Origin of the sequence: Amycolatopsis tucumanensis (assembly GCF_021654135.1) — a bacterium.
GTDB classification, from domain to species: Bacteria; Actinomycetota; Actinomycetes; order Mycobacteriales; family Pseudonocardiaceae; genus Amycolatopsis_E; species Amycolatopsis_E tucumanensis.
On record NZ_JAKGSD010000039.1, the window covers coordinates 58,034 to 80,487 of the forward strand.

Annotated in this window: 26 protein-coding genes; 23 read left to right on the forward strand and 3 right to left on the reverse strand. The window is 72.5% G+C overall.

Annotated features, from left to right (window positions below; translation table 11 throughout):
• Window positions 1-47: 47 nt before the first annotated feature.
• Window positions 48-791, forward strand: coding sequence for an IclR family transcriptional regulator (locus tag L2C96_RS30590; protein WP_020420412.1), 744 nt, complete (start codon window positions 48-50; stop codon window positions 789-791).
• 15 nt (window positions 792-806) lie between these two features.
• Window positions 807-1,187: a RidA family protein gene (locus L2C96_RS30595; protein WP_020420413.1), complete on the forward strand. Its 381-nt coding sequence runs from the start codon at window positions 807-809 to the stop codon at window positions 1,185-1,187.
• A 97-nt stretch (window positions 1,188-1,284) separates the two neighbouring features.
• Here L2C96_RS30595 and L2C96_RS30600 read toward each other — a convergent pair whose 3' ends face one another.
• Window positions 1,285-1,653, reverse strand: a complete 369-nt coding sequence (locus tag L2C96_RS30600) for a DUF1844 domain-containing protein (RefSeq protein ID WP_027930669.1) — start codon at window positions 1,651-1,653, stop codon at window positions 1,285-1,287.
• Window positions 1,654-1,860: 207 nt separating this feature from the next.
• On the opposite strand from L2C96_RS30600, the gene infC reads away from it, so the two are divergent.
• From infC to pheT, 6 genes are all read left to right on the forward strand, one after another.
• Window positions 1,861-2,475, forward strand: a complete 615-nt coding sequence (gene infC, locus L2C96_RS30605) for a translation initiation factor IF-3 (RefSeq protein ID WP_017981979.1) — start codon at window positions 1,861-1,863, stop codon at window positions 2,473-2,475.
• A gap of 73 nt (window positions 2,476-2,548) precedes the next feature.
• On the forward strand, window positions 2,549-2,743 hold the full coding sequence (gene rpmI / locus L2C96_RS30610) for a 50S ribosomal protein L35 (protein WP_020420415.1): 195 nt from the start codon (window positions 2,549-2,551) through the stop codon (window positions 2,741-2,743).
• A 70-nt stretch (window positions 2,744-2,813) separates the two neighbouring features.
• Window positions 2,814-3,200, forward strand: coding sequence for a 50S ribosomal protein L20 (gene rplT, locus L2C96_RS30615; RefSeq protein WP_017981981.1), 387 nt, complete (start codon window positions 2,814-2,816; stop codon window positions 3,198-3,200).
• 14 nt (window positions 3,201-3,214) lie between these two features.
• Window positions 3,215-4,033: a TrmH family RNA methyltransferase gene (locus tag L2C96_RS30620; protein WP_272883473.1), complete on the forward strand. Its 819-nt coding sequence runs from the start codon at window positions 3,215-3,217 to the stop codon at window positions 4,031-4,033.
• Window positions 4,034-4,129: 96 nt separating this feature from the next.
• Entirely contained in the window at window positions 4,130-5,197 is a 1,068-nt protein-coding gene (pheS, locus tag L2C96_RS30625) for a phenylalanine--tRNA ligase subunit alpha (protein ID WP_237338668.1), read from the forward strand.
• Window positions 5,198-7,717, forward strand: coding sequence for a phenylalanine--tRNA ligase subunit beta (pheT, locus tag L2C96_RS30630; protein WP_237338669.1), 2,520 nt, complete (start codon window positions 5,198-5,200; stop codon window positions 7,715-7,717).
• On the opposite strand, the gene L2C96_RS30635 is transcribed toward pheT, so the two are convergent.
• Entirely contained in the window at window positions 7,714-8,415 is a 702-nt protein-coding gene (locus L2C96_RS30635) for a DNA alkylation repair protein (RefSeq protein ID WP_237338670.1), read from the reverse strand. The genes pheT and L2C96_RS30635 overlap by 4 nt on opposite strands.
• Window positions 8,416-8,536: 121 nt before the next feature.
• Here L2C96_RS30635 and L2C96_RS30640 point away from each other — a divergent pair, with 121 nt between their 5' ends.
• From L2C96_RS30640 to L2C96_RS30655, 4 genes are all read left to right on the forward strand, one after another.
• Window positions 8,537-10,111 (forward strand): alpha/beta hydrolase, encoded by a 1,575-nt coding sequence (locus tag L2C96_RS30640; protein WP_237338671.1) that lies wholly within the window; start codon window positions 8,537-8,539, stop codon window positions 10,109-10,111.
• 15 nt (window positions 10,112-10,126) lie between these two features.
• Window positions 10,127-10,306, forward strand: coding sequence for a hypothetical protein (locus tag L2C96_RS30645; RefSeq protein ID WP_237338672.1), 180 nt, complete (start codon window positions 10,127-10,129; stop codon window positions 10,304-10,306).
• A 426-nt stretch (window positions 10,307-10,732) separates the two neighbouring features.
• The gene (locus L2C96_RS30650) at window positions 10,733-10,873 is read left to right on the forward strand and encodes a hypothetical protein (protein WP_237338673.1); all 141 of its coding nucleotides are present in this window, start codon (window positions 10,733-10,735) and stop codon (window positions 10,871-10,873) included.
• A gap of 3 nt (window positions 10,874-10,876) precedes the next feature.
• Window positions 10,877-11,071 carry a hypothetical protein gene (locus L2C96_RS30655; RefSeq protein ID WP_237338674.1) on the forward strand — a complete coding sequence of 65 codons (195 nt, stop codon included), beginning with the start codon at window positions 10,877-10,879 and terminating at the stop codon, window positions 11,069-11,071.
• Window positions 11,072-11,112: 41 nt separating this feature from the next.
• Here L2C96_RS30655 and L2C96_RS30660 read toward each other — a convergent pair whose 3' ends face one another.
• Entirely contained in the window at window positions 11,113-11,664 is a 552-nt protein-coding gene (locus tag L2C96_RS30660; RefSeq protein ID WP_020420422.1) for a DUF4240 domain-containing protein, read from the reverse strand.
• A 126-nt stretch (window positions 11,665-11,790) separates the two neighbouring features.
• Between L2C96_RS30660 and L2C96_RS30665 the strand changes: the two genes are divergently transcribed.
• The 11 genes from L2C96_RS30665 to tyrS all read left to right on the forward strand — a co-directional run bounded on the left by L2C96_RS30665 (window position 11,791) and on the right by tyrS (window position 22,151).
• Complete coding sequence (locus tag L2C96_RS30665; RefSeq protein WP_237338675.1) at window positions 11,791-12,291, forward strand: helix-turn-helix domain containing protein; 501 nt, start codon at window positions 11,791-11,793, stop codon at window positions 12,289-12,291.
• A 149-nt stretch (window positions 12,292-12,440) separates the two neighbouring features.
• The gene (gene argC, locus L2C96_RS30670) at window positions 12,441-13,469 is read left to right on the forward strand and encodes an N-acetyl-gamma-glutamyl-phosphate reductase (RefSeq protein ID WP_020420424.1); all 1,029 of its coding nucleotides are present in this window, start codon (window positions 12,441-12,443) and stop codon (window positions 13,467-13,469) included.
• Window positions 13,466-14,626: a bifunctional glutamate N-acetyltransferase/amino-acid acetyltransferase ArgJ gene (gene argJ, locus L2C96_RS30675; protein ID WP_237338676.1), complete on the forward strand. Its 1,161-nt coding sequence runs from the start codon at window positions 13,466-13,468 to the stop codon at window positions 14,624-14,626. The genes argC and argJ overlap by 4 nt, the downstream gene beginning before the upstream one ends.
• Window positions 14,623-15,537: an acetylglutamate kinase gene (gene argB, locus L2C96_RS30680; protein ID WP_017981990.1), complete on the forward strand. Its 915-nt coding sequence runs from the start codon at window positions 14,623-14,625 to the stop codon at window positions 15,535-15,537. The genes argJ and argB overlap by 4 nt, the downstream gene beginning before the upstream one ends.
• A complete protein-coding gene (locus L2C96_RS30685; RefSeq protein WP_237338677.1) occupies window positions 15,537-16,736 on the forward strand; it encodes an acetylornithine transaminase in 1,200 nt (399 codons plus the stop codon). The genes argB and L2C96_RS30685 overlap by 1 nt, the downstream gene beginning before the upstream one ends.
• A gap of 7 nt (window positions 16,737-16,743) precedes the next feature.
• Window positions 16,744-17,679, forward strand: coding sequence for an ornithine carbamoyltransferase (argF, locus tag L2C96_RS30690; RefSeq protein ID WP_017981992.1), 936 nt, complete (start codon window positions 16,744-16,746; stop codon window positions 17,677-17,679).
• Entirely contained in the window at window positions 17,676-18,179 is a 504-nt protein-coding gene (locus tag L2C96_RS30695; RefSeq protein ID WP_020420428.1) for an arginine repressor, read from the forward strand. The genes argF and L2C96_RS30695 overlap by 4 nt, the downstream gene beginning before the upstream one ends.
• A 20-nt stretch (window positions 18,180-18,199) precedes the next feature.
• Window positions 18,200-19,618 (forward strand): argininosuccinate lyase, encoded by a 1,419-nt coding sequence (argH, locus tag L2C96_RS30700; protein ID WP_237338678.1) that lies wholly within the window; start codon window positions 18,200-18,202, stop codon window positions 19,616-19,618.
• Window positions 19,615-20,226: a VOC family protein gene (locus L2C96_RS30705; RefSeq protein ID WP_237338679.1), complete on the forward strand. Its 612-nt coding sequence runs from the start codon at window positions 19,615-19,617 to the stop codon at window positions 20,224-20,226. The genes argH and L2C96_RS30705 overlap by 4 nt, the downstream gene beginning before the upstream one ends.
• Complete coding sequence (locus L2C96_RS30710; RefSeq protein ID WP_237338680.1) at window positions 20,223-20,846, forward strand: DNA-3-methyladenine glycosylase; 624 nt, start codon at window positions 20,223-20,225, stop codon at window positions 20,844-20,846. The genes L2C96_RS30705 and L2C96_RS30710 overlap by 4 nt, the downstream gene beginning before the upstream one ends.
• A 30-nt stretch (window positions 20,847-20,876) precedes the next feature.
• Window positions 20,877-22,151, forward strand: a complete 1,275-nt coding sequence (tyrS, locus tag L2C96_RS30715; protein ID WP_027930652.1) for a tyrosine--tRNA ligase — start codon at window positions 20,877-20,879, stop codon at window positions 22,149-22,151.
• Window positions 22,152-22,454 lie beyond the last annotated feature (303 nt).

Below are 22,454 nucleotides of genomic sequence, written 5' to 3' on the forward strand. Positions count from 1 at the left end.
ATGCGATAGGTGTAGCATCCGGTTCGTGGCAGGTCAATGGAGCGAACGTGAGCCAGAGTCTTGATCGCGGGCTGAGCCTGCTGACCGCGCTCGCCGGCGGCGCGACCACCCTGGACGAGCTCGCCGACGCGCTCGGCGTGCACAAGTCGACGGTGCTGCGGCTGCTGCGCACCCTGGAGGCGCAGCACTTCGTGCAGCGCGAGGGCGCGCGGCACTACCGGCTCGGCAGCGCCCTGTTCGACTTGGCCAACCGCGCGCTGGAGGGCCGGGACGTGCGGCGCGAGTCCGCGCCCGCCCTGGCCGCGCTCAACGACCGCACCGGGCACACCGTGCACCTGGCCACCTACGAAGACGGCGAGGTCGTCTACGTCGACAAGTACGAGGGCAGGCACAGCGTGCGGATGTACTCCCGCGTGGGCAAGCGCGCGCCGCTGCACTGCACGGCGGTCGGCAAGGTCCTGGTGGCCGCGCTGCCGGAGGCCCAGCGGGAGAAGGTCGCGCGCGACCTGGACTACCCGCGGCTGACCGCGAACACGATCACCACGGCCGACGAGTACCTGGCCGAGCTCGCGCGCGTCGCGGAGCGCGGGTACGCGGTGGACAACGCCGAGCACGAGGACTTCATCCACTGCGTGGCCGCGCCGGTGCGCGGACCGGGTGGGGCGGTGCTCGCGGCGGTGTCCCTGTCGGTGCCGAAGGTGCTGCTGGACTACGACGGCCTGCTGGCGCTGCTGCCGGACCTGCGGGCCGCCGCCGAGGACGCGTCCACCCACAACGGGTGGACCCGATGAGGAAGGAACTCCTACATGGCGAAGGTCGCGATCACCACGGAGAACGCCCCCAAGGCCGCGGCGAACTACTCGCCGGCCGTGCGCAAGGGCAACATCCTCCAGCTGGCCGGGCAGGTCGCGTTCGACCCGAAGACCGGGGAGGTCGTCGGCGCCTCCGTGGGTGAGCAGACGCGCCAGGTGTTCCGCAACCTGGAGGCGGTGCTCACCGAGGCCGGCGCCGGCTGGGAGGACGTCGTGATGGTGCGCGCGTACCTCACCGACACCGGCCACTTCGCCGAGTTCAACGAGGTCTACAACCAGCTCATCCCGGAGCCGTACCCGGCCCGCACCACCGTGTACGTCGGGCTGCCGAAGGGCCTGCTGGTGGAGATCGACCTGCTGGCCGTGGTGGACTGATTCCCGGCCGGAATGCTTCCGGGTCGACGCGACAACGCCCGGCAGGGAGTCCCCTGCCGGGCGTTGTCCGGACCTTGTCGTTCTGCGGGCCGACTCGTCAGTAGACGGGGCCGGTGTACTTCTCGCCAGGGCCCTCGCCCGGCGCGTCCGGCACGGCCGAGGCCTCCCGGAACGCCTTCTGCAGCGACTGCAGCCCGTCCCGCAGGGGAGCGGCGTGCACGCCGAGGTACTCGGCCGAGGCGGTGACCAGGCCGGCGAGCGCGGTGATCAGCCTGCGGGCCTCGTCGAGGTCGCGGTGCGGGCTGGTGTCCGGGTCCTCGTCGGCGAGCCCGAGCCGCTCGGCCGCCGCGGACAGCAGCATCACCGCGGCCCTGCTGATGACCTCGACGCTGGGGATGTCCTGCAGGTCGCGGACGGGCGGGGAAATATCGCCCGGGTCGGGCGCGTTGGAACCATCGTCAAGCACGTCTGGTACCCTTCCACGTGCGACCAGTCCCCGAGGAATCGGGGGCGGCAAGTGGAGCCCCGCTCCCACCCGAGCCGCCGCACGAGGCAGCCGGGTCCGGTCCCGCCAACGGGCGTTGCCCGTGGCGGCGGAACGTTCGTCGTAGCCGTCGGACGTGATCGGAAAGCAGGGCCCCGCATCCTGGCCATCAGGCCTGGGACGGGGCCCGTGGTATGTGGGCACCAGGTCGAGCAGGCTAGACAACACACCTCGGACCAAGGAGGCCACATCAGCGCCGAGACACGCATCAACGAACGCATCCGCGTTCCCGAGGTCCGGCTCGTCGGACCGAACGGCGAACAGGTCGGCATCGTCCGGATCGAGGATGCGCTCAGGCTCGCCCAGGAAGCGGATCTCGACCTCGTCGAGGTCGCCCCGCAGGCGCGCCCGCCGGTCTGCAAGCTCATGGACTTCGGCAAGTTCAAGTACGAGAGCGCGCAGAAGGCCCGCGAGTCACGCCGTAACCAGCAGCTCACCGTCATCAAAGAGCAGAAGCTGCGCCCCAAGATCGACCAGCACGACTACGAGACGAAGAAGGGGCACGTGTCCCGCTTCCTCGCCGCGGGGAACAAGGTCAAGGTGACCATCATGTTCCGCGGTCGTGAGCAGTCGAGGCCGGAGCTGGGTTTCCGGCTGCTGCAGAAGCTCTCCGAGGACGTGGCCGAGCTCGGTTATGTGGAGGCGTCCCCGAAGCAGGACGGCCGCAACATGATCATGGTGCTGGCGCCGCACAAGAACGCCAAGCCCAAGCAGAAGGCCGCCAAGGAACCCGTCGACTCCTGACGGGCGCCGCGACCGACGCAGTTCGCAGCACACCGGGATCTCCGGTGTGCTGCACCATGAAAGAGAGCACTCAATGCCGAAGATGAAGACGCACAGCGGGACCTCGAAGCGGATTCGGGTCACCGGCAGCGGCAAGCTTCGCCGCCAGAAGGCCGGCCGCCGCCACCTGATGGAGAAGAAGTCGAGCCGGGTCACCCGCCGCCTGGAGGGCACCGGCGAGGTCGCCAAGAACGACGTCGGCCGGGTCAAGCGGCTCCTCGGCCGCTGACGCCTCTCCTCTTCCGCCGTAAACCCCCCGGGGCGCCGACCGCGCCCCCTGAGATCGACAGGACGGACCCGTGGCACGCGTCAAGCGGGCGGTCAACGCCCAGAAGAAGCGTCGCGCAACTCTCGAACTGGCCAGCGGTTACCGCGGCCAGCGCTCGCGGCTGTACCGCAAGGCGAAGGAGCAGATGCTCCACTCGCTCAACTACGCCTACCGGGACCGCCGTGCCCGCAAGGGTGACTTCCGCCAGCTGTGGATCACCCGCATCAACGCGGCCGCCCGCCAGAACGGCGTGACCTACAACCGCTTCATCCAGGGCCTCAAGGCCGCTGGTGTCGAGGTCGACCGCAAGATCCTCGCCGACCTCGCCGTCAACGACCCCGCGGCGTTCACCGCGCTGGCCGAGCTGGCGAAGCAGAACGTGACGACCGGGCCGAGCGACGAGAAGAAGTCGGCCTGAGCGAGCACACCGATCTGACCCGGCCCGGGGCGGCTCCGTTCACCGAACGGACCCCCCGGGTCGTTGCTGCGCGGCGCCTGACGCGCCGCGCCGAGCGCGACAAGACCGGCCGGTTCCTCGCCGAAGGCGCCAACGCCGTCGGCGCGGCACTGGCCCGCGATCCCGGCGCGGTGCACGAGCTGTTCGTCACCGACCGCGCCGCCCAGGCTCATCCGGACCTGGTCGACGCCGCGGGCGAAGCGGGCGTGCGGGTCTCGCCGATCACCGACCGCGCCGCGGCCGGGCTGTCGGAAACCGTGACCCCGCAAGGGATCGTGGCCGTCTGCTCACTGCTCGACCGTCCCCTCGACGGGCTGCTCGGCAGCACCGCCACGCTGGTCGCCGTGCTCGACGGCGTGGCCGACCCCGGCAACGCCGGCACCGTCATCCGGGTCGCCGACGCGGCGGGCGCCGACGCGGTCATCCTCACCGGCGACAGCGTCGACCCGCACAACGGCAAGTGCGTCCGCGCCTCCGCGGGCAGTCTCTTCCACCTCCCTCTTGCGCGTGTGCGCGACACCGCTGCGGCGCTCGCCGCCTGCCGCGAGGCCGGGCTGCGCCTGCTCGCCGCCCACGGCTACGCCGAGACCGAGCTGGGTTCGGTCGACGCCGCCGCGCCCACCGCTTGGGTCTTCGGCAACGAGGCCCACGGGCTCTCGCCCGAGGTCCTCGCCGCCGTCGACCTGCCGGTGCGGATTCCGCTCTACGGCGCGGCGGAGAGCCTCAACCTGGCCACGGCGGCCGCCGTGTGCCTCTACACCAGCGCGATGGCGGCCCGTCGTCCGGCCGGGTGACGCGCCGGTCCCGGATCGCGATCGCCTAGAATCCAGCGGTAATCGTCACGTGTGCACCTCGCACGGCGGATCCCGTCCAGCGGACACCGAGGAGTTATGTCCGGAGCCACCGAGAAGCAGGACCTGAACCCGGCCGAGGCAACCTCGCCCGAGACCCTGGGGGCGGCGGTGAAGCACGCCGAGGCCGAGTTCCAGGCCGCAGGCGACCTGGACGCCCTGGCCGCGGTGAAGCCGGCCCACCTGGGTGACCACTCGCCGCTGATGCTCGCCCGCCGCGCCATCGGCTCCCTGTCCAAGCAGGAGAAGGCCGAGGTCGGCAAGCGGGTCAACGAGGCGCGCCAGGCCATCCAGGCCGCGTTCGACGCCCGGCGGGCCACGCTGCTGGCCGAGCGGGACGAGCGCGTCCTGCGCGAGGAGGCTGTCGACGTCACGCTGCCGTGGGACCGGATCCCGCGCGGCGCGCGGCACCCGCTCACCACGGTGAGCGAGCGGATCGCCGACGTCTTCGTCGCCATGGGCTGGGAGGTCGCCGAGGGCCCCGAGCTGGAAGCCGAGTGGTTCAACTTCGACGCCCTCAACTTCGCCAAGGACCACCCCGCCCGGCAGATGCAGGACACCTTCTACGCCGGTGAGCCGGGCTCCGGCCTGGTGCTGCGCACGCACACCTCGCCGGTGCAGGCCCGTACGCTGCTGCACCGCGACCTGCCGGTGTACGTCGTCTGCCCCGGCCGCACCTACCGCACCGACGAGCTGGACGCCACCCACACCCCGGTGTTCTCGCAGGTCGAGGGCCTCGCGGTGGACAAGGGCATCACGATGGCCCACCTCAAGGGCACCCTCGACGCGTTCGCCCGCGCGATGTTCGGCGAGAAGTCCAAGACCCGGCTGCGCCCGCACTTCTTCCCCTTCACCGAGCCCTCCGCCGAGGTCGACGTCTGGTTCGAGGAGAAGGCGGGCGGCCCCGGCTGGGTCGAGTGGGGCGGTTGCGGCATGGTGCACCCGAACGTGCTGCGTGCCTGTGGCGTCGACCCGGACGTCTACTCCGGCTTCGCGTTCGGCATGGGCATCGAGCGGACCCTGCAGTTCCGCAACGGCATCCCCGACATGCGCGACATCGTCGAGGGCGATGTCCGCTTCACCCTTCCCTTCGGAACGGAGGCCTAAGTGCGAGTCCCCGTCAGCTGGCTGCTCGAGCATCTGGATGCCGGCGAGGTCGGACCGCAGGAGCTGGCCGAGGCCTTCGTCCGCATCGGCATCGAGGTCGACGAGGTCCGGCCGCTGGACCAGGTCACCGGGCCGCTGGTGGTCGGCCGCGTCGCCGAGATCGAGGAGCTGACCGGCTTCAAGAAGCCGATCCGGTTCTGCCGGGTCGACGTCGGCGAGGAGGCCTCCGAGGACGAGCCCGCCGACGACGAGGGCCCCTCCGGCATCCGCACCCGCGGCATCATCTGCGGCGCCACCAACTTCGTCGAGGGCGACCTGGTCGTCGTGGCGCTGCCCGGCACGGTGCTGCCCGGGCCGTTCGAGATCACCTCGCGCAAGACCTACGGCCGCGTCAGCGACGGCATGATCTGCTCCGCCCGCGAGCTGGGCCTCGGCGACGACCACACCGGCATCCTGGTGCTCCCGCCGTCGACGGCCAGCCCCGGCGACTCCGGCCACGAGGTGCTCGGCCTCGGTGACACCGTCCTGGAGCTGACGCCGACCCCCGACCGCGGCTACGCCCTGTCGGTCCGCGGGCTGGCGCGCGAGCTGGCCGCCGCGCTCGACGTGCCCTTCGGCGACCCGGCCGCGCTCGACCTGCCGCCGGCCGAGGGCGAGGCCTGGCCGGTCGAGATCGAGGACCCCACCGGCTGTGACCGGTTCGTGGTGCGCCGGGTGACCAGCCTGGACGCCGGAGCCCCGACCCCGTGGTGGATGCGCCGCCGCCTGCTGCTCGCCGGGATCCGGTCGATCTCGCTGGCCGTGGACGTCACCAACTACGTCATGCTCGAACTGGGTCAGCCCCTGCACGCGTGGGACACCGCGTCGCTGCAGGGCGGCCTGGTCGTCCGCCGCGCGAAGCCGGGGGAGAAGCTCACCACCCTCGACGACGTGGAGCGCACGCTCGACGCCGACGACGTCGTGATCGCCGACGAGCGCGGCCCGGTGTCGCTGGCGGGCACGATGGGCGGCGCGAGCACCGAGATCAGCACCGAGAGCACCGACGTGCTGATCGAGGGCGCCCACTGGGACCCGCCGTCGATCAGCCGCACCGCGCGGCGCCACAAGCTGTTCTCCGAGGCCGCGAAGCGGTTCGAGCGGTTCACCGACCCGCAGGTCTGCGCGGCGGCGGTGGAGCGGGCCTCCCGCCTGCTGCGCACCTACGGCGACGGCAGCATCCAGCCCGGCCGCACCGACGTCGGCTCCGTCGAGCCGCCGTCGCCCATCACGATGCCGATCAGCCTGCCCGACCAGGTCGCCGGCGTGCGTTACGAGCGTGGCGTCACCGTCCGGCGGCTGAACCAGGTCGGCTGCAAGGTCACGGTCGGCGCGGGTGACGACGGTGTCGCGACGGTGACCGCGACGCCGCCGAGCTGGCGTGGCGACCTGAAGCAGCCTGCCGACCTCGTCGAGGAGGTGCTGCGGCTCGAGGGTTACGACAGCATCCCGTCGGTGCTGCCCACCGCCCCGGCCGGCACCGGTCTGAGCGCTGCGCAGCGGCGCCGCCGCACCGTGTCGCGGGCGCTGGCTGAGGCCGGTTACGTCGAGGTCCAGCCGTTCCCGTTCGTCGGCGAGACGGTGTGGGACGCGTTCGGCCTGCCTGCCGACGACGTGCGCCGCAAGACGGTGCAGGTGCGGAACCCGCTGGAGGCGGACAAGGACCGCCTGGCGACGACCCTGCTGCCCGGTCTGCTGGAGACGTTGCAGCGCAACGCTTCCCGCGGCTTCAAGGACCTCGCGTTGTTCCACATCGGACAGGTCGTCCTGCCCGGCGCGAGCCCCGTGCCGATGCCGGAGCTCGGGGTCGGCGGACGCCCGACGGACGAGGACCTGGCGCAGCTGGAGGCGGCGGTGCCCGCCCAGCCGCAGCACGTGGCCGTGGTGCTCGCCGGCCAGCGCGAGCAGGCCGGCTGGTGGGGCAAGGGCGAGCAGGCCGGGTGGGCCGACGCCGTCCAGGCCGCGCGCCTGGTCGGCCAGGCCGCCGGTGTCGAGCTGCGGGTGCGCAACGCCGAGCTCGCGCCGTGGCACCCCGGCCGCTGCGCCGAGCTGCTCGTCGGCGACTGGCCCGTGGGGCACGCCGGTGAGCTGCACCCCAAGGTGATCGAGGCGCTCGGCCTGCCCAAGCGGACCGTGGCGATGGAACTGGACCTGGACGCGATCCCGCTGCAGGACCGCAGGCCGGCCCCGGTGATCTCGCCGTACCCGCCGGTGCTGCTCGACGTCGCGCTGGTCGTGGACGCGAAGGTGCCCGCCGCGGATCTCGCTGAGGCACTGGTGGCCGGCGGCGGCGATCTGCTCGAGGACGCCTCGCTGTTCGACGTCTACACCGGCGACCAGGTCGGCGAGGGCAAGCGGTCGCTGGCCTACAAGCTGCGTTTCCGCGCCCCGGACCGCACGCTCACCGTGGAGGAGGCGACGCAGGCGCGCGACGCCGCCGTGGCCGAAGCGGCCTCGCGCCACGGCGCGGAGCTGCGCGCCTAGGGCCGTCCACCGCCGAGGTGTTTGAGCGCTTCCCGCACTGACAACGGCGACAGTGCGGGATGCGCCTCGACGAAGGCGCGCACCCAGTCCGGCTCGGTGCGCGCGTAGTCGCGCAACGCCCAGCCGATTCCCTTGCGCAGGAAGAAGTCCCGGTCGTCCTGGTTGGCCTCGATCGCCGATGCCAGCAGGTCGCGGTCGGTGTCCGCCTTGGCGGTCACCTGGCAGATCACCGCCGTCCGGCGCCGCCACTTGTCCTCGTCGTGGGCCCAGCGCCGCAGCACCGGCGTCATCCGCTCCCGGTCGGCTCGCAGGATCGGCCCCACACGGTGGATGGCGACGTCGTCCACGTAGTCCCACCACGCGCCCGTGACGATCATCTCCTCGTAGAGCGGCATCAGCGTGTGGTCCTGAAACCGCGCGTAGGCCCGGTGCCCGCTGAGGTCGATCGCCAGGTAGCGCTCCTCCCGGAAGGCGGCCTCGCGCCACAGCGCCAGGACCGCCGCGACGAACGATTCCCGGTCGGGCAGCGGATGTTCGGCGAAGACGCGCCGCGCCAGCTTCGCCCGCTCTGGTTTGTACACGCCCCGGAAGTCCATCTCGGACTTCAGGTACCGGCGCATGTGCGCCGCCTTCACCGGATCGGCCAGCTCCGCCAGCCCCGAGCGCGCCGCCCGGACCAGTTCGTCTGCGTCGTCCATCCGCAGTTCCTTCCCCGTCGGGTGGCATCCAGGATCCCGCCGCGAGTCGGCTGGCGGAAAGCGCCGTGATCCACGATCTTGTCGTGAGGTTCTGACCGCACAGTCGACGAGAAGGAGCACTGTGAGCAAGCTCGTGCCCGCGATCCTCGCGGCCGGTGCGCTGGCGAGTTGCCTGGTGGCGGTGCCCGCGGCCGCCGCACCGCCACCGCCCGCCGAGTTCACGCCCGCCCCGATCAGCTGGGGCCCGTGCGGAGCGGCCGGCCTGGCTCGCGCCGGCGCCGAATGCGGTTTCCTCGAGGTGCCGATGGACTACCGGGATCCGGCCGGCGCGAAGATCTCGCTCGCCGTCTCGCGCGTCCGCCACACGAGCGCCGACTACCAGGGCGTGATGCTCGTCAACCCCGGCGGTCCCGGTGGCTCCGGGCTGGCGCTGTCGACGATCGGCCGGGCCGTGCCGAAGGACGCGGGTGCGTCCTACGACTGGATCGGCTTCGACCCGCGCGGCGTCGGGGCCAGCAAGCCGGCGCTGTCCTGCGACCCGGAGCACTTCGCGTACAACCGCCCTGCCTATGTGCCGTCCACACCGGACTTGGAGCGGACCTGGCTGCAGCGCTCCCGCGACTACGCCGCGGCGTGCGAGAAGAACGGCCCGCTGCTGCGGCACATGCGCACCACCGACGTCGCGCAGGATCTCGACAGCCTGCGCCAGGCGCTGGGCGCCGAGCAGATCAACTACTACGGCTTCTCCTACGGCACCTACCTCGGCCAGGTGTACGCCACGCTGTACCCGCAGCGGGTCCGGCGGATGGTGCTGGACAGCAACGTCGACCCACGCAAGGTGTTCTACCAGGCCAACCTGGACCAGGACGTGGCCTTCGACCGCAACATCAAGATCTACTTCGACTGGATCGCCCGCCACGACGACGTCTACCACCTGGGCACGACGGGCAAGGCCGTCGAGGACCTGTGGTACGCCCAGCAACGCGAGCTGACCCAGGCGCCGGCGGGCGGCGTGATCGGCCCGGCGGAGTGGACGGACATCTTCCTGCAGGCCGGCTACTACCAGTCGACCTGGACGGGACTGGCCGAGGCCTTCGCGGGCTGGGTGCACCAGCGGGACTGGCAGACGCTCAAGACCCGCTACGACAAGACGAACTCGCCCGGCGACGACAACGGGTTCGCCGTCTACAACGCCGTGCAGTGCACCGACGCGCCCTGGCCGCGGAACTGGACCACCTGGAAGGTGGACAACTGGATCACCCACGCGAAGGCGCCGTTCGAGACCTGGGGCAACGCCTGGTACAACGCGCCGTGCCGCACCTGGCCGGTGCCCGCAGGCAAGCCGGCCGACGTGGACGGCCGTGATGTCGCGGGCGCACTGCTGATCGGGGAGGAGCTGGACGCGGCCACCCCGTTCGAGGGCAACCTCGAGGTGCGCCGCCGGTTCCCGCAGTCGAGCCTGATCGCGGAGCCGGGCGGCACCACGCACGCCGGTTCGCTGTCCGGCAACGCGTGCGTGGACGATCGGATCGCGGACTACCTCGCCACCGGAGCGCTGCCGCCGCGGCAGAGGGGCAACGTCCCGGACGCCGTTTGCGAGCCACTGCCGGAGCCGGTGCCGGAGGGCGCGCCCGGCGCCCGCACGGACCGGGGCGGGCCCGGGCAGCCGGCGGAGCTGCGCGAGGCGCTGCGTTAGCGAGCGCCGGTCCGCTTGGCCGGTGTGGTGCGGCTGCTGCTCGCCACCGGGGCGTTGCCGCCGCGCCGGAAGGGCAACGGCCCGGACACGATCTACGAGCCACTGCCTGAGCCGGTGCGGGAAGGCGCGCCCGGCGCCCGTGGGGGTCGCGGCGGATTCGGGCAGCTGGTCGAGCTGCGCGACGCGTTGCGTTAGTTCGCCCCCGCTCGCGCGGCCGGTGTGGTGCGGCTGCTGCTCGCCACCGGGGCGTTTCCGCTGCGCCGGAAGGGCAACGGCCCGGCCGCGGTCTATGAGCCACTGCCCGAGCCGGTGCCGGAGGGCGTACCTGGCGTCCGTGCCGAGCGGGGCAGGTTCGGGCGGCCGGCGGAGCTGCGCGAGGCGCGGCGTTAGCGAGCGCCCGCCCGCGGGGCTGGCGCAGTGCGGCTGGTGCTCTCTACCGGTGCGTTGCCGCCGCGGCAGAGGGGCAGCGGCCCGAACGGGCTCTATGAGCCACCGCCCGAGCCGGTGCCGGAAGGCGCGCCTAGCGCCCATGCGGACCGGGGCGGGTTCGGGCCCCCGGCGGAGCTGCGCGAGGCGCTGCGTTAGCGGGCGCCGTTCCACGTTGCCGACGCGGTGTGACTCGTGCTCGCTACCGGGGCGCCGCGCCGGCAGGGCAACGGCCCGGACGCGGTCTATGAGCCATTGCCGGAGCCGGTGCCGGAGGGCGTGCCCGGCACCCGCGAGGACCGGGGCGGGTTCGGGCAGCCGGCGGAGCTGCGCTAGCGGGTGCCGGTCCACGTTGCCGGCGCGGTGTGGCTCGTGCTCGCTACCGGGGCGCCGCGCCGGCAGGGCAACGGCCCGGACGCCGTCCGCGAGCCGCTGCTGGAGCCGGAGGGCGCGCCCGGCACCCGTGCGGACCGTGCCGGGTCCGGGCAGCCAACCGAGCTGCGGGACGCCCTGCTTGCCGCGGTGCGTTTCTGACCGCCCGTCCACGCGGCCGACACCGCGCGGCTCATGCCTGGTCATCGGCTCGTCCTCACCGGGGTGAGCCCGCGGATCGGCTCGGCCACGAGCCCGTACCGCGCCGTGAGCCGCGGGTAGCAGCGCGCCAGCGTGGCGGCGTCGAGCGCGGGCCGCTCGCCGGGTGGCGACCCCTGGGGACCGGCCGCACCCAGGACCGACGCGAGAGCCTCCCGGCACGCCGCTGCCACCTCGCCGGTCCCCGGCGGGGCCAGCAGCCGGAGCGCGAGGCCGGCGAGTTCGCCGGATCGGGTGATCTCCAGCGGGTCGGCCGGGAAGCTCGCCAGCACGTCCGGGTCCACCAGCGCCCGGTGGTACGCGCGCCGCCCCCGCAGCACCAGCCAGCACACGCCGTCCCGCAGCTGACCGGCCCCGGCGCCGCCGAGGACCAGGCCGAACGCCGTCCACACGTCCCACCGGCAGGCCCGCAGGTGCAGGCGCCGGAAGTGGTGGTGGAACCGGATGACCTCCAGCGCCGGACGCCCGCGCAGCAGCTCGCCGATCTCGGCGACGGTGCGCCCGGCGACCAGCCGCCAGAACTGGTGTTCCCTCATGTCTCCCCCAGTGGTCCGCGATGAGGTGAACAACGTTAGGACCGGGGTACGACAATTTCGGTTCGCGACCACCCGGCAACGCTTGGTGACCGAAAACTGTCGGTGAGGGTCGCTAGCGTGCCGGGCATGAACATCATCGAAGAGCACCGGAGCACTCTCCGGGCCGGTAACACCACCTTTTCCATTGAGGTCACCGCGCTGCCGGGCGGTGGCCGTGACGCGCTCGCCGACCGTCTCGTGATCAGGGTCGGCGCCGCCGGCGCCGAGGGCGAGCCGGTGGCCGACGGCCAGATCGAGGTCGCCGCCGGTGCGGCGGCGACACTCGGCTCGGTGCTGTCGGAGACCCTGCGGCACCACGCGGCGCTGGCCGATCCGGGTGGCCGAAGAGGCCGCGACCGGCCGGCAGGTCAGGGCAAGCCGTGGACACCGGAGCTCGACGCGCAACTCGAGCGACGGTGGATCGCAGGGGAGAGCGTCGCGGACATCGCCCGGGAGCTCGCCCGCAGTCCCGGCGGCATCCGTGCGCGCCTGCCGCGGGTGGGGTGCGACCCGGAACGCCGCGGCGAGTACCTGCCGGATCCGCCCAGCATGCGTCCCGCGCCGGAGGGGAGCGGAGATGCGGCCTGAGCGGGACGCCTCATCAGCTGTCGCGTGGGCCCAACGGCCGGATTCCGGAGGTGACGATGACCGCTGAGCGCTGACACCGCAGCCCCGGCCGGTGTGACCCTGCCGGAACTCGTTTGATTGATCTTCCGCCGCAATGCATAATCATACGTATGACGGTGAAGGTCGCGGTGGCCGGGGCGAGCGGGTACGCGGGCGGGGAAGCCCTCCGCCTGCTGCTGGCGCACCCCGAGGTCGAAATCGGTGCGGTGACGGCGGCGAGCAGCGCGGGCACACCGCTGGGTCAGCACCAGCCCCACCTGGTCCCGCTGGCCGGGCGGATCCTGCAGGAGACCAGCGCGGAGACGCTGGGGGGCCACGACGTGGTCTTCCTCGCGCTGCCGCATGGTCATTCAGCGGAGATCGCGGCCCAGCTCGGGCCCGACGTCCTGGTCGTCGACCTGGGCGCCGACCACCGCCTGACCAGCGCGGCCGACTGGCAGCGCTGGTACGGCGGCGACCACGCCGGGACCTGGCCCTACGGCCTGCCCGAGCTGCCGGGCGCGCGCGAGAAGCTGGCCGGCGCCAAGCGGATCGCCGTCCCGGGCTGCTTCCCGACCGGGGGCACGCTCGCGCTGGCTCCCGCACTGGCAGCGGGCCTGGTGCGGCCGGAGGTGACCATCACGGCCGTGACGGGCACGTCCGGCGCGGGCAAGAGCCTCAAGCCGCACCTGCTCGGTTCCGAGGTGATGGGCTCGGCGAGCGCGTACGGCGTCGGCGGCGCGCACCGGCACACGCCCGAGTTCGCGCAGAACCTGACCTCGGTGGCCGGCGTGCCGGTGACCGTGTCGTTCACGCCGGTCCTCGCGCCGATGCCGCGCGGCATCCTCACCACGGCGAGCGCGCCGCTGGCAGGCGAGACCGACACGGCGGCGGCGCGCGCGGTGTACGAGAAGGCCTACCAGGCCGAGCCGTTCGTGCAGGTCCTGCCCGAGGGCAGCTGGCCGGTCACCTCGGCGACGCTGGGCTCGAACAACGTGCAGCTGCAGGTCGCGGTGGACGCCGACGCGGGCCGCCTGGTCGTCGTGGCCGCGATCGACAACCTGACCAAGGGCACCGCGGGCGGCGCCATCCAGTCCATGAACATCGCACTCGGTCTCCCCGAGACCACCGGCCTTCCGACAGTAGGAGTCGCACCGTGACCGTGACCGGACCCAAGGGGTTCCGCGCCGCAGGCGTGGCCGCCGGGATCAAGGCATCCGGCGCCCTGGACCTCGCGCTCGTCGTCAACGACGGGCCCGAGCAGGCGGCGGCGGGGGTCTTCACCCGCAACGTCGTCAAGGCGGCGCCGGTGCTGTGGTCCCAGGAAGTGCTGCGGCACAAGCGGTTGCGCGCGGTCGTGCTCAACTCCGGCGGCGCGAACGCGGCCACCGGGCCCGGCGGCTTCCAGGACACCCACGCCACCGCCGAGAAGGTCGCCGAGCTGCTGGAGGTCGGCGCGATCGACGTCGCGGTGTGCTCGACCGGCCTGATCGGGGAGCGGCTGCCGATGCCCGCCGTGCTGTCCGGTGTGGACGCCGCGGTCAAGGCGCTGGACACCACGAGCGATTCGGCGCTGGCCGCCGCGACCGCCGTGATGACCACGGACACCAAGCCGAAGCAGACGCTGCGGAGCCACGACGGCGGCTGGAGCGTCGGCGGGTTCGCCAAGGGCGCCGGCATGCTCGCCCCGAACCTGGCCACGATGCTGTCCGTCCTCACCACCGACGCGGTCGTCGACCCGGACGCGCTCGACGCCGCGCTGCGGGCCGCCACCCGCGTCACCTTCGACCGCCTCGACGTCGACGGCGGCACGTCCACCAACGACACCGTCCTCGTGCTCGCGTCGGGCGCCAGCGGCGTCACCCCGGGCCTGGACGAGTTCACCGACGTCCTCACCGCCGCCTGCATGGACCTCGTCCAGCAGCTGCGCGCGGACTCCGAGGGCGTCACGAAGGAGGTCGACGTCGTCGTGCGCGGCGCGGCCAGCGAGCAGGACGCGATCAACGTCGGACGCACCGTCGCCGAGGACAACCTGGTCAAGACCGCGTTGTTCGGCTCGGACCCGAACTGGGGCCGTGTCGCGATGGCCGTGGGGCGCGCCCAGGCCGAGATCGACCCGGGCACGCTGTCGATCAGCATCAACGGCGTCACCCTGTTCGCGAACGGCACCACCGCGGCCGACCGTTCGGCCGCGGACCTGTCCGGCCGTGCCATCGAGATCGTGATCGACCTGGGCGTCGGCGCCAGCACGGCCACGATCTTCACGACCGACCTGTCGCACGCCTACGTCGAAGAGAACAGCGCCTACTCCTCATGACTCCTCCCGAACTGGTCGCGGCCGACGACCGGATGGCCACCGCGGCCGAGAAGGCCGGCGTGCTGATCGAGGCCCTGCCGTGGCTGCAGCGGTTCCACGGCGCCACCGTCGTCGTCAAGTACGGCGGCAACGCGATGATCGACGACGAGCTCAAGCGCGCGTTCGCCCAGGACATGGTGTTCCTGCGGCTGGCCGGCCTGCGCCCGGTCGTCGTGCACGGCGGCGGCCCCCAGATCACCGCCATGCTGAGCAGGCTCGGCATCGAAGGCGAGTTCCGCGGTGGCCTGCGCGTCACCACCCCGGAGACGATGGACATCGTCCGCATGGTCCTGGTCGGGCAGGTGAGCCGCGAGCTGGTCGGGCTCATCAACGCCCACGGCCCGTACGCGGTCGGCATCTCCGGTGAGGACGCGCAGCTGTTCACCGCCGAACGCAAGCAGGCCACCGTGAACGGCGAGTCCGTCGACGTCGGCCTGGTCGGCGAGGTCGCCTCGGTCAACCCGGACGCGGTGCTGGACATCGTCAACGCGGGCCGCATCCCCGTGGTGTCCACAGTGGCCCCCGACGCGGACGGCGTGGTGCACAACGTCAACGCCGACACCGCGGCGGGCGCGCTCGCCGCCGCGCTGGACGCCGAGAAGCTGGTCGTGCTGACCGACGTCGAGGGCCTCTACGCGAACTGGCCGGACCGCTCGTCGCTGATCGACCGGATTCGCGTGGACCGGCTCGAAGAACTGCTCCCGACCCTGGCCAGCGGCATGATCCCGAAGATGGAGGCCTGCGTGCGCGCGGTGCGCGGCGGCACCCGCCGTGCCCACGTCATCGACGGCCGCATCGCCCACTCGGTCCTGCTCGAGGTGTTCACCTCGCGCGGGATCGGCACCATGGTCCTCCCCGAACAGGAGTCCTGATGGACGCACTCTCCTCCAACGCGGACGGCAGGCAGCACTGGCAGTCCGCGCTCATGGACAACTACGGCACCCCCGGCCTCACCCTGGTGCGCGGCGAGGGCGCCCGCGTCTGGGACGCCGACGGGGCCGAGTACGTCGACCTGGTCGGCGGCATCGCGGTCAACGCGCTGGGGCACGCCCACCCGGACATCGTGGCCGCGGTGACCGAGCAGATCACCAAGCTGGGCCACACCTCCAACCTCTACGTCAACCCGGTGACCGTCGAGCTGGCCGAGGCGCTGCTCGACGTCGCCGGCCTGACCGGGCAGGGCAAGGTCCTGTTCGTCAACTCCGGCGCGGAGGCCAACGAGGCGGCGCTGAAGATCAGCAGGCTCACCGGCCGCACCAAGGTCGTCGCCTGCGAGGGCGCCTTCCACGGCCGCACGATGGGCTCGCTGTCGCTGACCGGCCAGCCCGGCAAGAAGCAGCCGTTCGAGCCGCTGGTCCCGGGCGTGGTGCACGTCCCGTTCGGCGACGTGGACGCCCTGCGCGCGGCCGTCGACACCGAGACCGCCGCGGTGTTCCTCGAGCCGATCCTCGGCGAGGGCGGTGTCATCCCCGCGCCCGACGGCTACCTGCAGGCCGCGCGCGAGATCACCAAGGCTGCCGGCGCCCTGCTGGTGCTCGACGAGGTGCAGACCGGCATCGGCCGCACCGGCGACTGGTTCGCCTTCCAGCGGGCCGGGATCACCCCCGACGTCATCACCCTGGCCAAGGGCCTCGGCGGCGGCCTGCCGCTGGGCGCGGTGATCGGCGTCGGCGAGGCGGGCGAGTTGTTCAAGCCCGGCCAGCACGGCACCACGTTCGGCGGCAACCCGGTCTGCTGCGCGGCCGGGCTCGCGGTGCTGCGCGCGATCTCCCGCGACGGCCTGATCGACCACGTCTCCCGCGTGGGCAAGGACATCGCCGCCGGCGTCGAGGAGATGGCCCACCCGCTGGTCAAGGGCGTACGCGGCGCCGGCCTGCTGATCGGCATCACGCTCGGCGAGCCCGTCTCGACCGCCGTGGCCCAGGCCGCCCAGGCCGCGGGCTACCTGGTCAACCCGGTCGCTCCCGACACGATCCGGCTGGCCCCGCCCCTGATCCTGAGCCAGGAGCAGGCCGAGGGCTTCCTCGCCGCGCTGCCCGGCGCGCTCGACACCACCACCACGAAGGACTGACTGCCCGATGCTCCGCCACTTCCTGCGCGACGACGACCTGACCCCGGACGAACAGCTGGCCGTCCTCGACCTGGCCGCCGAGCTGAAGAAGGACCCGCTGTCCAACCGGGCACTGGCCGGCCCGAAGTCGGTGGCCGTGCTGTTCGAGAAGAACTCGACCCGGACCCGGCTGTCGTTCGAGGTCGGCATCGCCCAGCTGGGCGGCCACCCGATCATCGTGGACGGCCGCTCGATGCAGCTGGGCCGCGAGGAGACGATCGAGGACACCGCGCGGGTGCTGTCCCGCTACGTCGACGCCGTCGTCTGGCGCACCTTCGCCCAGCAGCGCATCGTGGCGATGGCCTCGGCCGCCACGGTCCCGGTGGTCAACGCACTCACCGACGAGTTCCACCCGTGCCAGGTGCTGGCGGACCTGCAGACCATCCGCGAGCGCAAGGGCAAGCTCGCCGGCCTCACGCTCACCTACCTCGGCGACGGCGCCAACAACATGGCCCACTCGCTGCTGCTCGGCGGGGTCACCGCGGGCCTGCACGTGCGGGTCGTGGCGCCGGAGGGCTTCCAGCCGGACGCCGACGTGGTGACCGACGCCAAGAAGCGGGCGGCGGAGACCGGCGGCAGCGTCGGCCTGTTCACCGAGCCGCACGCCGCGGTCGAGGGCGCCGACGTGCTGGTCACCGACACCTGGACCTCGATGGGCCAGGAGAACGACGGCATGGACCGGGTCACCCCGTTCAAGAAGCTGCAGGTCAACACCGAGCTGCTGGCCGAGGCCGGGGACGACGCGATCGTGCTGCACTGCCTGCCCGCCCACCGCGGCTGGGAGATCACCGACGAGGTGATCGACGGCCCGGCCAGCGCGGTGTGGGACGAGGCCGAGAACCGCCTGCACGCGCAGAAGGCGCTGCTGGTCTGGCTCCTGGAGCAGGAGGCTTCGCGACGATGAACCGCGCCGCCCGGCAGGCCCGCATCGTCGAGCTGGTCTCGTCGATGGCCATCCGCAGCCAGACCGAGCTGGCGAAGCTGCTGGCGGCGGAGGGCGTCGAGGTCACGCAGGCTACGTTGTCCAGGGACCTCGACGAGCTGGGCGCGGTCAAGCTGCGGGGCGCGGACTCCGGCGCGCCGGTGTACGTGATCCCCGAGGACGGCAGCCCGGTGCGCGGGGTCCAGGGCGGGACGTCGCGGCTGTCGCGGTTGCTGGCGGAGCTGATGGTGTCGGTGGACGCGTCCGGGAACCTGACGGTGCTGCGCACGCCGCCGGGCGCGGCGCAGTTCCTGGCCAGCGCGATCGACCGGGCCGCGCTGGAGGAGGTGGTCGGGTCGATCGCGGGCGACGACACCGTCGCGGTGATCGCCAGGGAGCCGCTCACCGGCCGGGACCTGGCCGACCGGTTCTCGGCGCTGGCGCGGCGTTCCTCTACTTTGGACTTGCACGACGACGGATGAGCGAAGGCTGAGACGAACACATGGCAGACAACGGCCAACCGGGGATCGCGCTCTGGGGCGGGCGCTTCAGCAGCGGACCGGCCGAGGCGATGGCGGCGCTGAGCGCGTCGACCCACTTCGACTGGCGGCTGGCGCCCTACGACATCGCCGGTTCCCGGGCCCACGCCCGGGTGCTGCACCGGGCCGGGCTCCTCACCGAGGACGAGCTGACCCGGATGCTCGCCGCCCTGGACGCGCTCGCCGCGGACGTCGCCTCGGGTGAGTTCACGCCGACGGTCGCCGACGAGGACGTGCACACCGCCCTGGAGCGCGGCCTCATCGAGCGCGCGGGCGCCGAACTGGGCGGCAAGCTGCGCGCCGGCCGGTCCCGCAACGACCAGGTCGCCACGCTGTTCCGGATGTGGCTGCGCGACGCGGGCAAGCGCGTCGCGGCCGGCGCGCTGGACGTCGTGGACGCACTGGTCGCCCAGGCGCGCCGCCACCCGGACGCGATCCTGCCGGGCCGCACCCACCTCCAGCACGCCCAGCCGGTGCTGCTGGCGCACCACCTGCTCGCGCACGCGCAGTCGCTGCTGCGCGATGTGAGCCGGCTGCGCGACTGGGACGCCCGCACGGCCGAGTCGCCCTACGGTTCGGGCGCGCTGGCCGGGTCGTCGCTCGGGCTCGACCCGGAGGCCGTCGCCGCCGAGCTGGGCTTCGCCACCAGCGTGGACAACTCGATCGACGGCACCGCGTCCCGCGACTTCGCCGCCGAGTTCGCGTTCGTGCTGGCCATGCTGGGCGTGAACCTCTCCCGCATCGCCGAAGAGGTCATCATCTGGAACACCGCCGAGTTCGGCTACGTGACGCTCGACGACGCCTGGGCCACCGGCAGTTCGATCATGCCGCAGAAGAAGAACCCCGACGTCGCCGAGCTGACGCGCGGCAAGTCCGGACGGCTGATCGGCAACCTGACCGGCCTGCTCGCCACGCTCAAGGGCATGCCACTGGCCTACAACCGGGACCTGCAGGAGGACAAGGAACCGGTCTTCGACTCGGTCGAGCAGCTGGAGCTGCTGTTCCCGGCCATCGCCGGGATGGTCGGCACCCTGACCTTCCACACAGGGCGGCTGGCCGAGCTCGCCCCGGCCGGCTTCACCCTCGCCACCGACATCGCCGAGTGGCTGGTGCGGCAGGGCGTGCCGTTCCGCGTCGCGCACGAAGCGGCGGGGGAGTGCGTGCGGGTGGCCGAGGCGCGCGGCGCCGGCCTGGACGAGCTCACCGACGAGGAGCTGGAGAAGATCAGCCCGGCGCTGACCCCGCGGGTGCGGGAGGTGCTGACCGTGGAGGGCTCGGTGGCCTCCCGCGACGCCCGCGGCGGCACCGCCCCGGCGCGCGTGGCCGAACAGCTGGAGCGGCTCGTCGCGCGGGTCGCCGACCACCGGCAGTGGATCGGGTGAACCTCGACCACCTCGTCTACGCGACACCGGACCTCGCCGGGACGGTGGCGGAGCTGCGCGGGCGCGGGATCGACCTCGTGCCCGGCGGCCCGCACCCGGGGCGCGGCACGCGCAACCACCTGACCGGGCTCGGCGACGGGGCCTACCTGGAGGTCATCGGCCCCGACCCGGAGCAGGATGCGCCGGACGGGCCGCGCTGGTTCGGCATCGACGACCTGTCCGGCCCCCGGCTGGTCGCCTGGGCGATCCGGGTGCCGGACCTGGCCGCGGCGCTGGAGCGGTCGCGGGCCGCCGGCTACCCGTTCGGCGACGCGCGGCCGATGTCGCGACGGCGGCCGGACGGCGTGCTGCTGAGCTGGTCGTTGGCTTTCCCAGTGCAGGACGGGGAAGTGGTGCCGTTCCTGATCGACTGGCAGGACTCGCCGCACCCGAGCGAGAGCCTGCCCGAGGGCGCATCGCTGGTGTCGCTGACCGGCGTCCACCCCGATCCGGGCCTCGTCGCGGGCCCGCTCGCCGCGGTGGAGGCCGCGCTGACGGTCGTCACCGGCCCGGCCCCGCGGCTGGAAGCGGTGCTCGCCACGCCCGGTGGCGAGGTGGTGCTGCGATGACCGGACGCCTGTTCAAACGCGAGGAGCTGGCGATCGACCCGGTCGACCTGGCCCAGGTCCTGCTCGGCTCGGTGCTGGAGTGCACGGGCTCCGAAGGCACCGTCCGCGCGCGGCTGGTCGAGGTGGAGGCCTACCGCGGGGAGGACGACCCCGCGTCGCACTGCTACCGCGGGCGCACCGCGCGCAACACGGTCATGTGGGGCCCGGCGGGTCACCTGTACGTGTACTTCGTCTACGGCATGCACTTCTGCGCCAACGTGGTCGGCCGGGAGGACGGCGAGGCGGGAGCGGTGCTGTTGCGCGCCGCCGAGATCACCGACGGCGCGCACCTGGCCCGATCCCGGCGCAAGGCCGCGCGCAAGGACGTCGAGCTGGCTCGCGGGCCGGCGCGGCTGACGTCCGCGCTCGGCATCGGCCCGCAGCACAACGGCGCCGACCTGGTGGACCCGCAGTCGCCGGTGCGCCTGCTGACGGGGGAGGAGATCCCCGCCGAGCGCGTCCGGTCCGGCCCGCGGGTCGGGGTGGCGGCGGCGATGGACACCCCATGGCGGTTCTGGATCGACGACTCCCCGGCCGTGTCGCTCTACCGGCGCGGCGGACGGGCCCGCCCCGCCAAATAGTCGGTTGACCTCGTAGGAGAGTATCGAGCCGTGAGCGAACACATCCTCGACGAACTGTCCTGGCGCGGGCTGATCGCGCAGTCCACCGACATCGACGCGCTGCGGAAGGACCTGGACGCCGGTCCGCTCACCCTCTATGGCGGTTTCGACCCGACCGCGGAAAGCCTGCACGCCGGCCACCTCGTCCAGCTGCTGACGCTCGCCCGGTTCCAGCAGGCGGGCCACCGGCCGATCGTGCTCGGCGGGGGAGCGACCGGCCAGATCGGCGACCCGCGGGACGTCGGCGAGCGCTCGCTGGTCACGCCTGAGGTGACCGCCGCCCGGCTGGAGAAGATCCGGGTGCAGCTGGAGAAGTTCGTGACCTTCGACGACTCGCCGACGGGGGCGATCGTGGAGAACAACCTGAACTGGTTCAAGGACGTGTCGGCGCTGGACTTCCTGCGTGACGTCGGCAAGCACTTCTCGGTGAACGTGATGCTGGCGCGGGAGACGGTGAAGCGGCGCCTGGCCTCCGACGGCATCTCCTACACCGAGTTCAGCTACCTGCTCCTGCAGTCCTACGACTACCTGACGCTGTTCCGGAAGTACGGGACGAAGCTGCAGATCGGCGGCTCGGACCAGTGGGGCAACATCGTCGGCGGGGTGGATTACATCCGCAAGGTCGACGGCGCGAGCGTGCACGCGCTGACCACGCCGCTGGTCACCGACTCGGAGGGCCGCAAGTTCGGCAAGTCCACCGGCGGCGGGAACCTGTGGCTCGACCCGGAGATGACCTCGCCGTACGCGTGGTTCCAGTACTTCGTGAACGTCGCGGACTCCGACGTCCTGCCCTACCTGCGCATGCTGACCTTCGTGCCGCGCGAGGAGATCGACGAGATCGCGCGGCTCACGGAGGAGAAGCCGCACCTGCGGGCCGGCCAGCGCCGGCTCGCCGAGGAGCTGACGACGCTGGTGCACGGGGAGGACCAGACGCGCCAGGTCATCGCCGCGAGCCAGGCGCTGTTCGGCCGCGGTGAGCTGGCGGAGCTGGACGCCCGCACGCTCGACGCGGTCATGGCCGAGGTGCCGGTGGGCGAGGTGCGGCTCGCGGACGAGCCGACGATCGTCGACCTCCTCGTGGCCACGGGTCTCGTGGACAGCAAGGGCGCTGCCCGCCGCACCGTGAAGGAGGGCGGCGCGTACGTGAACAACGCGAAGATCGCCGACGAGGAGTGGCGGCCGGAGCTCGGGGACGCCCTGCACGGGACGTGGCTCGTGGTCCGCCGCGGCAAGCGGAACACCGCCGGGGTCAAATTGCTGGCCTGACCAGGGCAAACGCGGTTAAGGGACCCCCCTGTTCGAGGGGGGTTTCCGACCATGTAAAGTTCTCTTCGTCGCCAGGGAGACCGGGCCGGGTCCGAGAGGCCCAGGAGCGCGGGGTACCAGGCGGGGGGTCACGAACCAAGCTCCCACCGATGGTGGTAGAGTGGGTGACCGCCGCCGGGCGAAACCACAGCGAAATTGGAGTCGCGAGACTTCGCGCGCTGGAGGGGTCGTCGGGTGACACAACAAAACGTGTTGTTTGAGAACTCAACAGTGTATTGATGAGCTAAAGCCAGTTGATTAGCT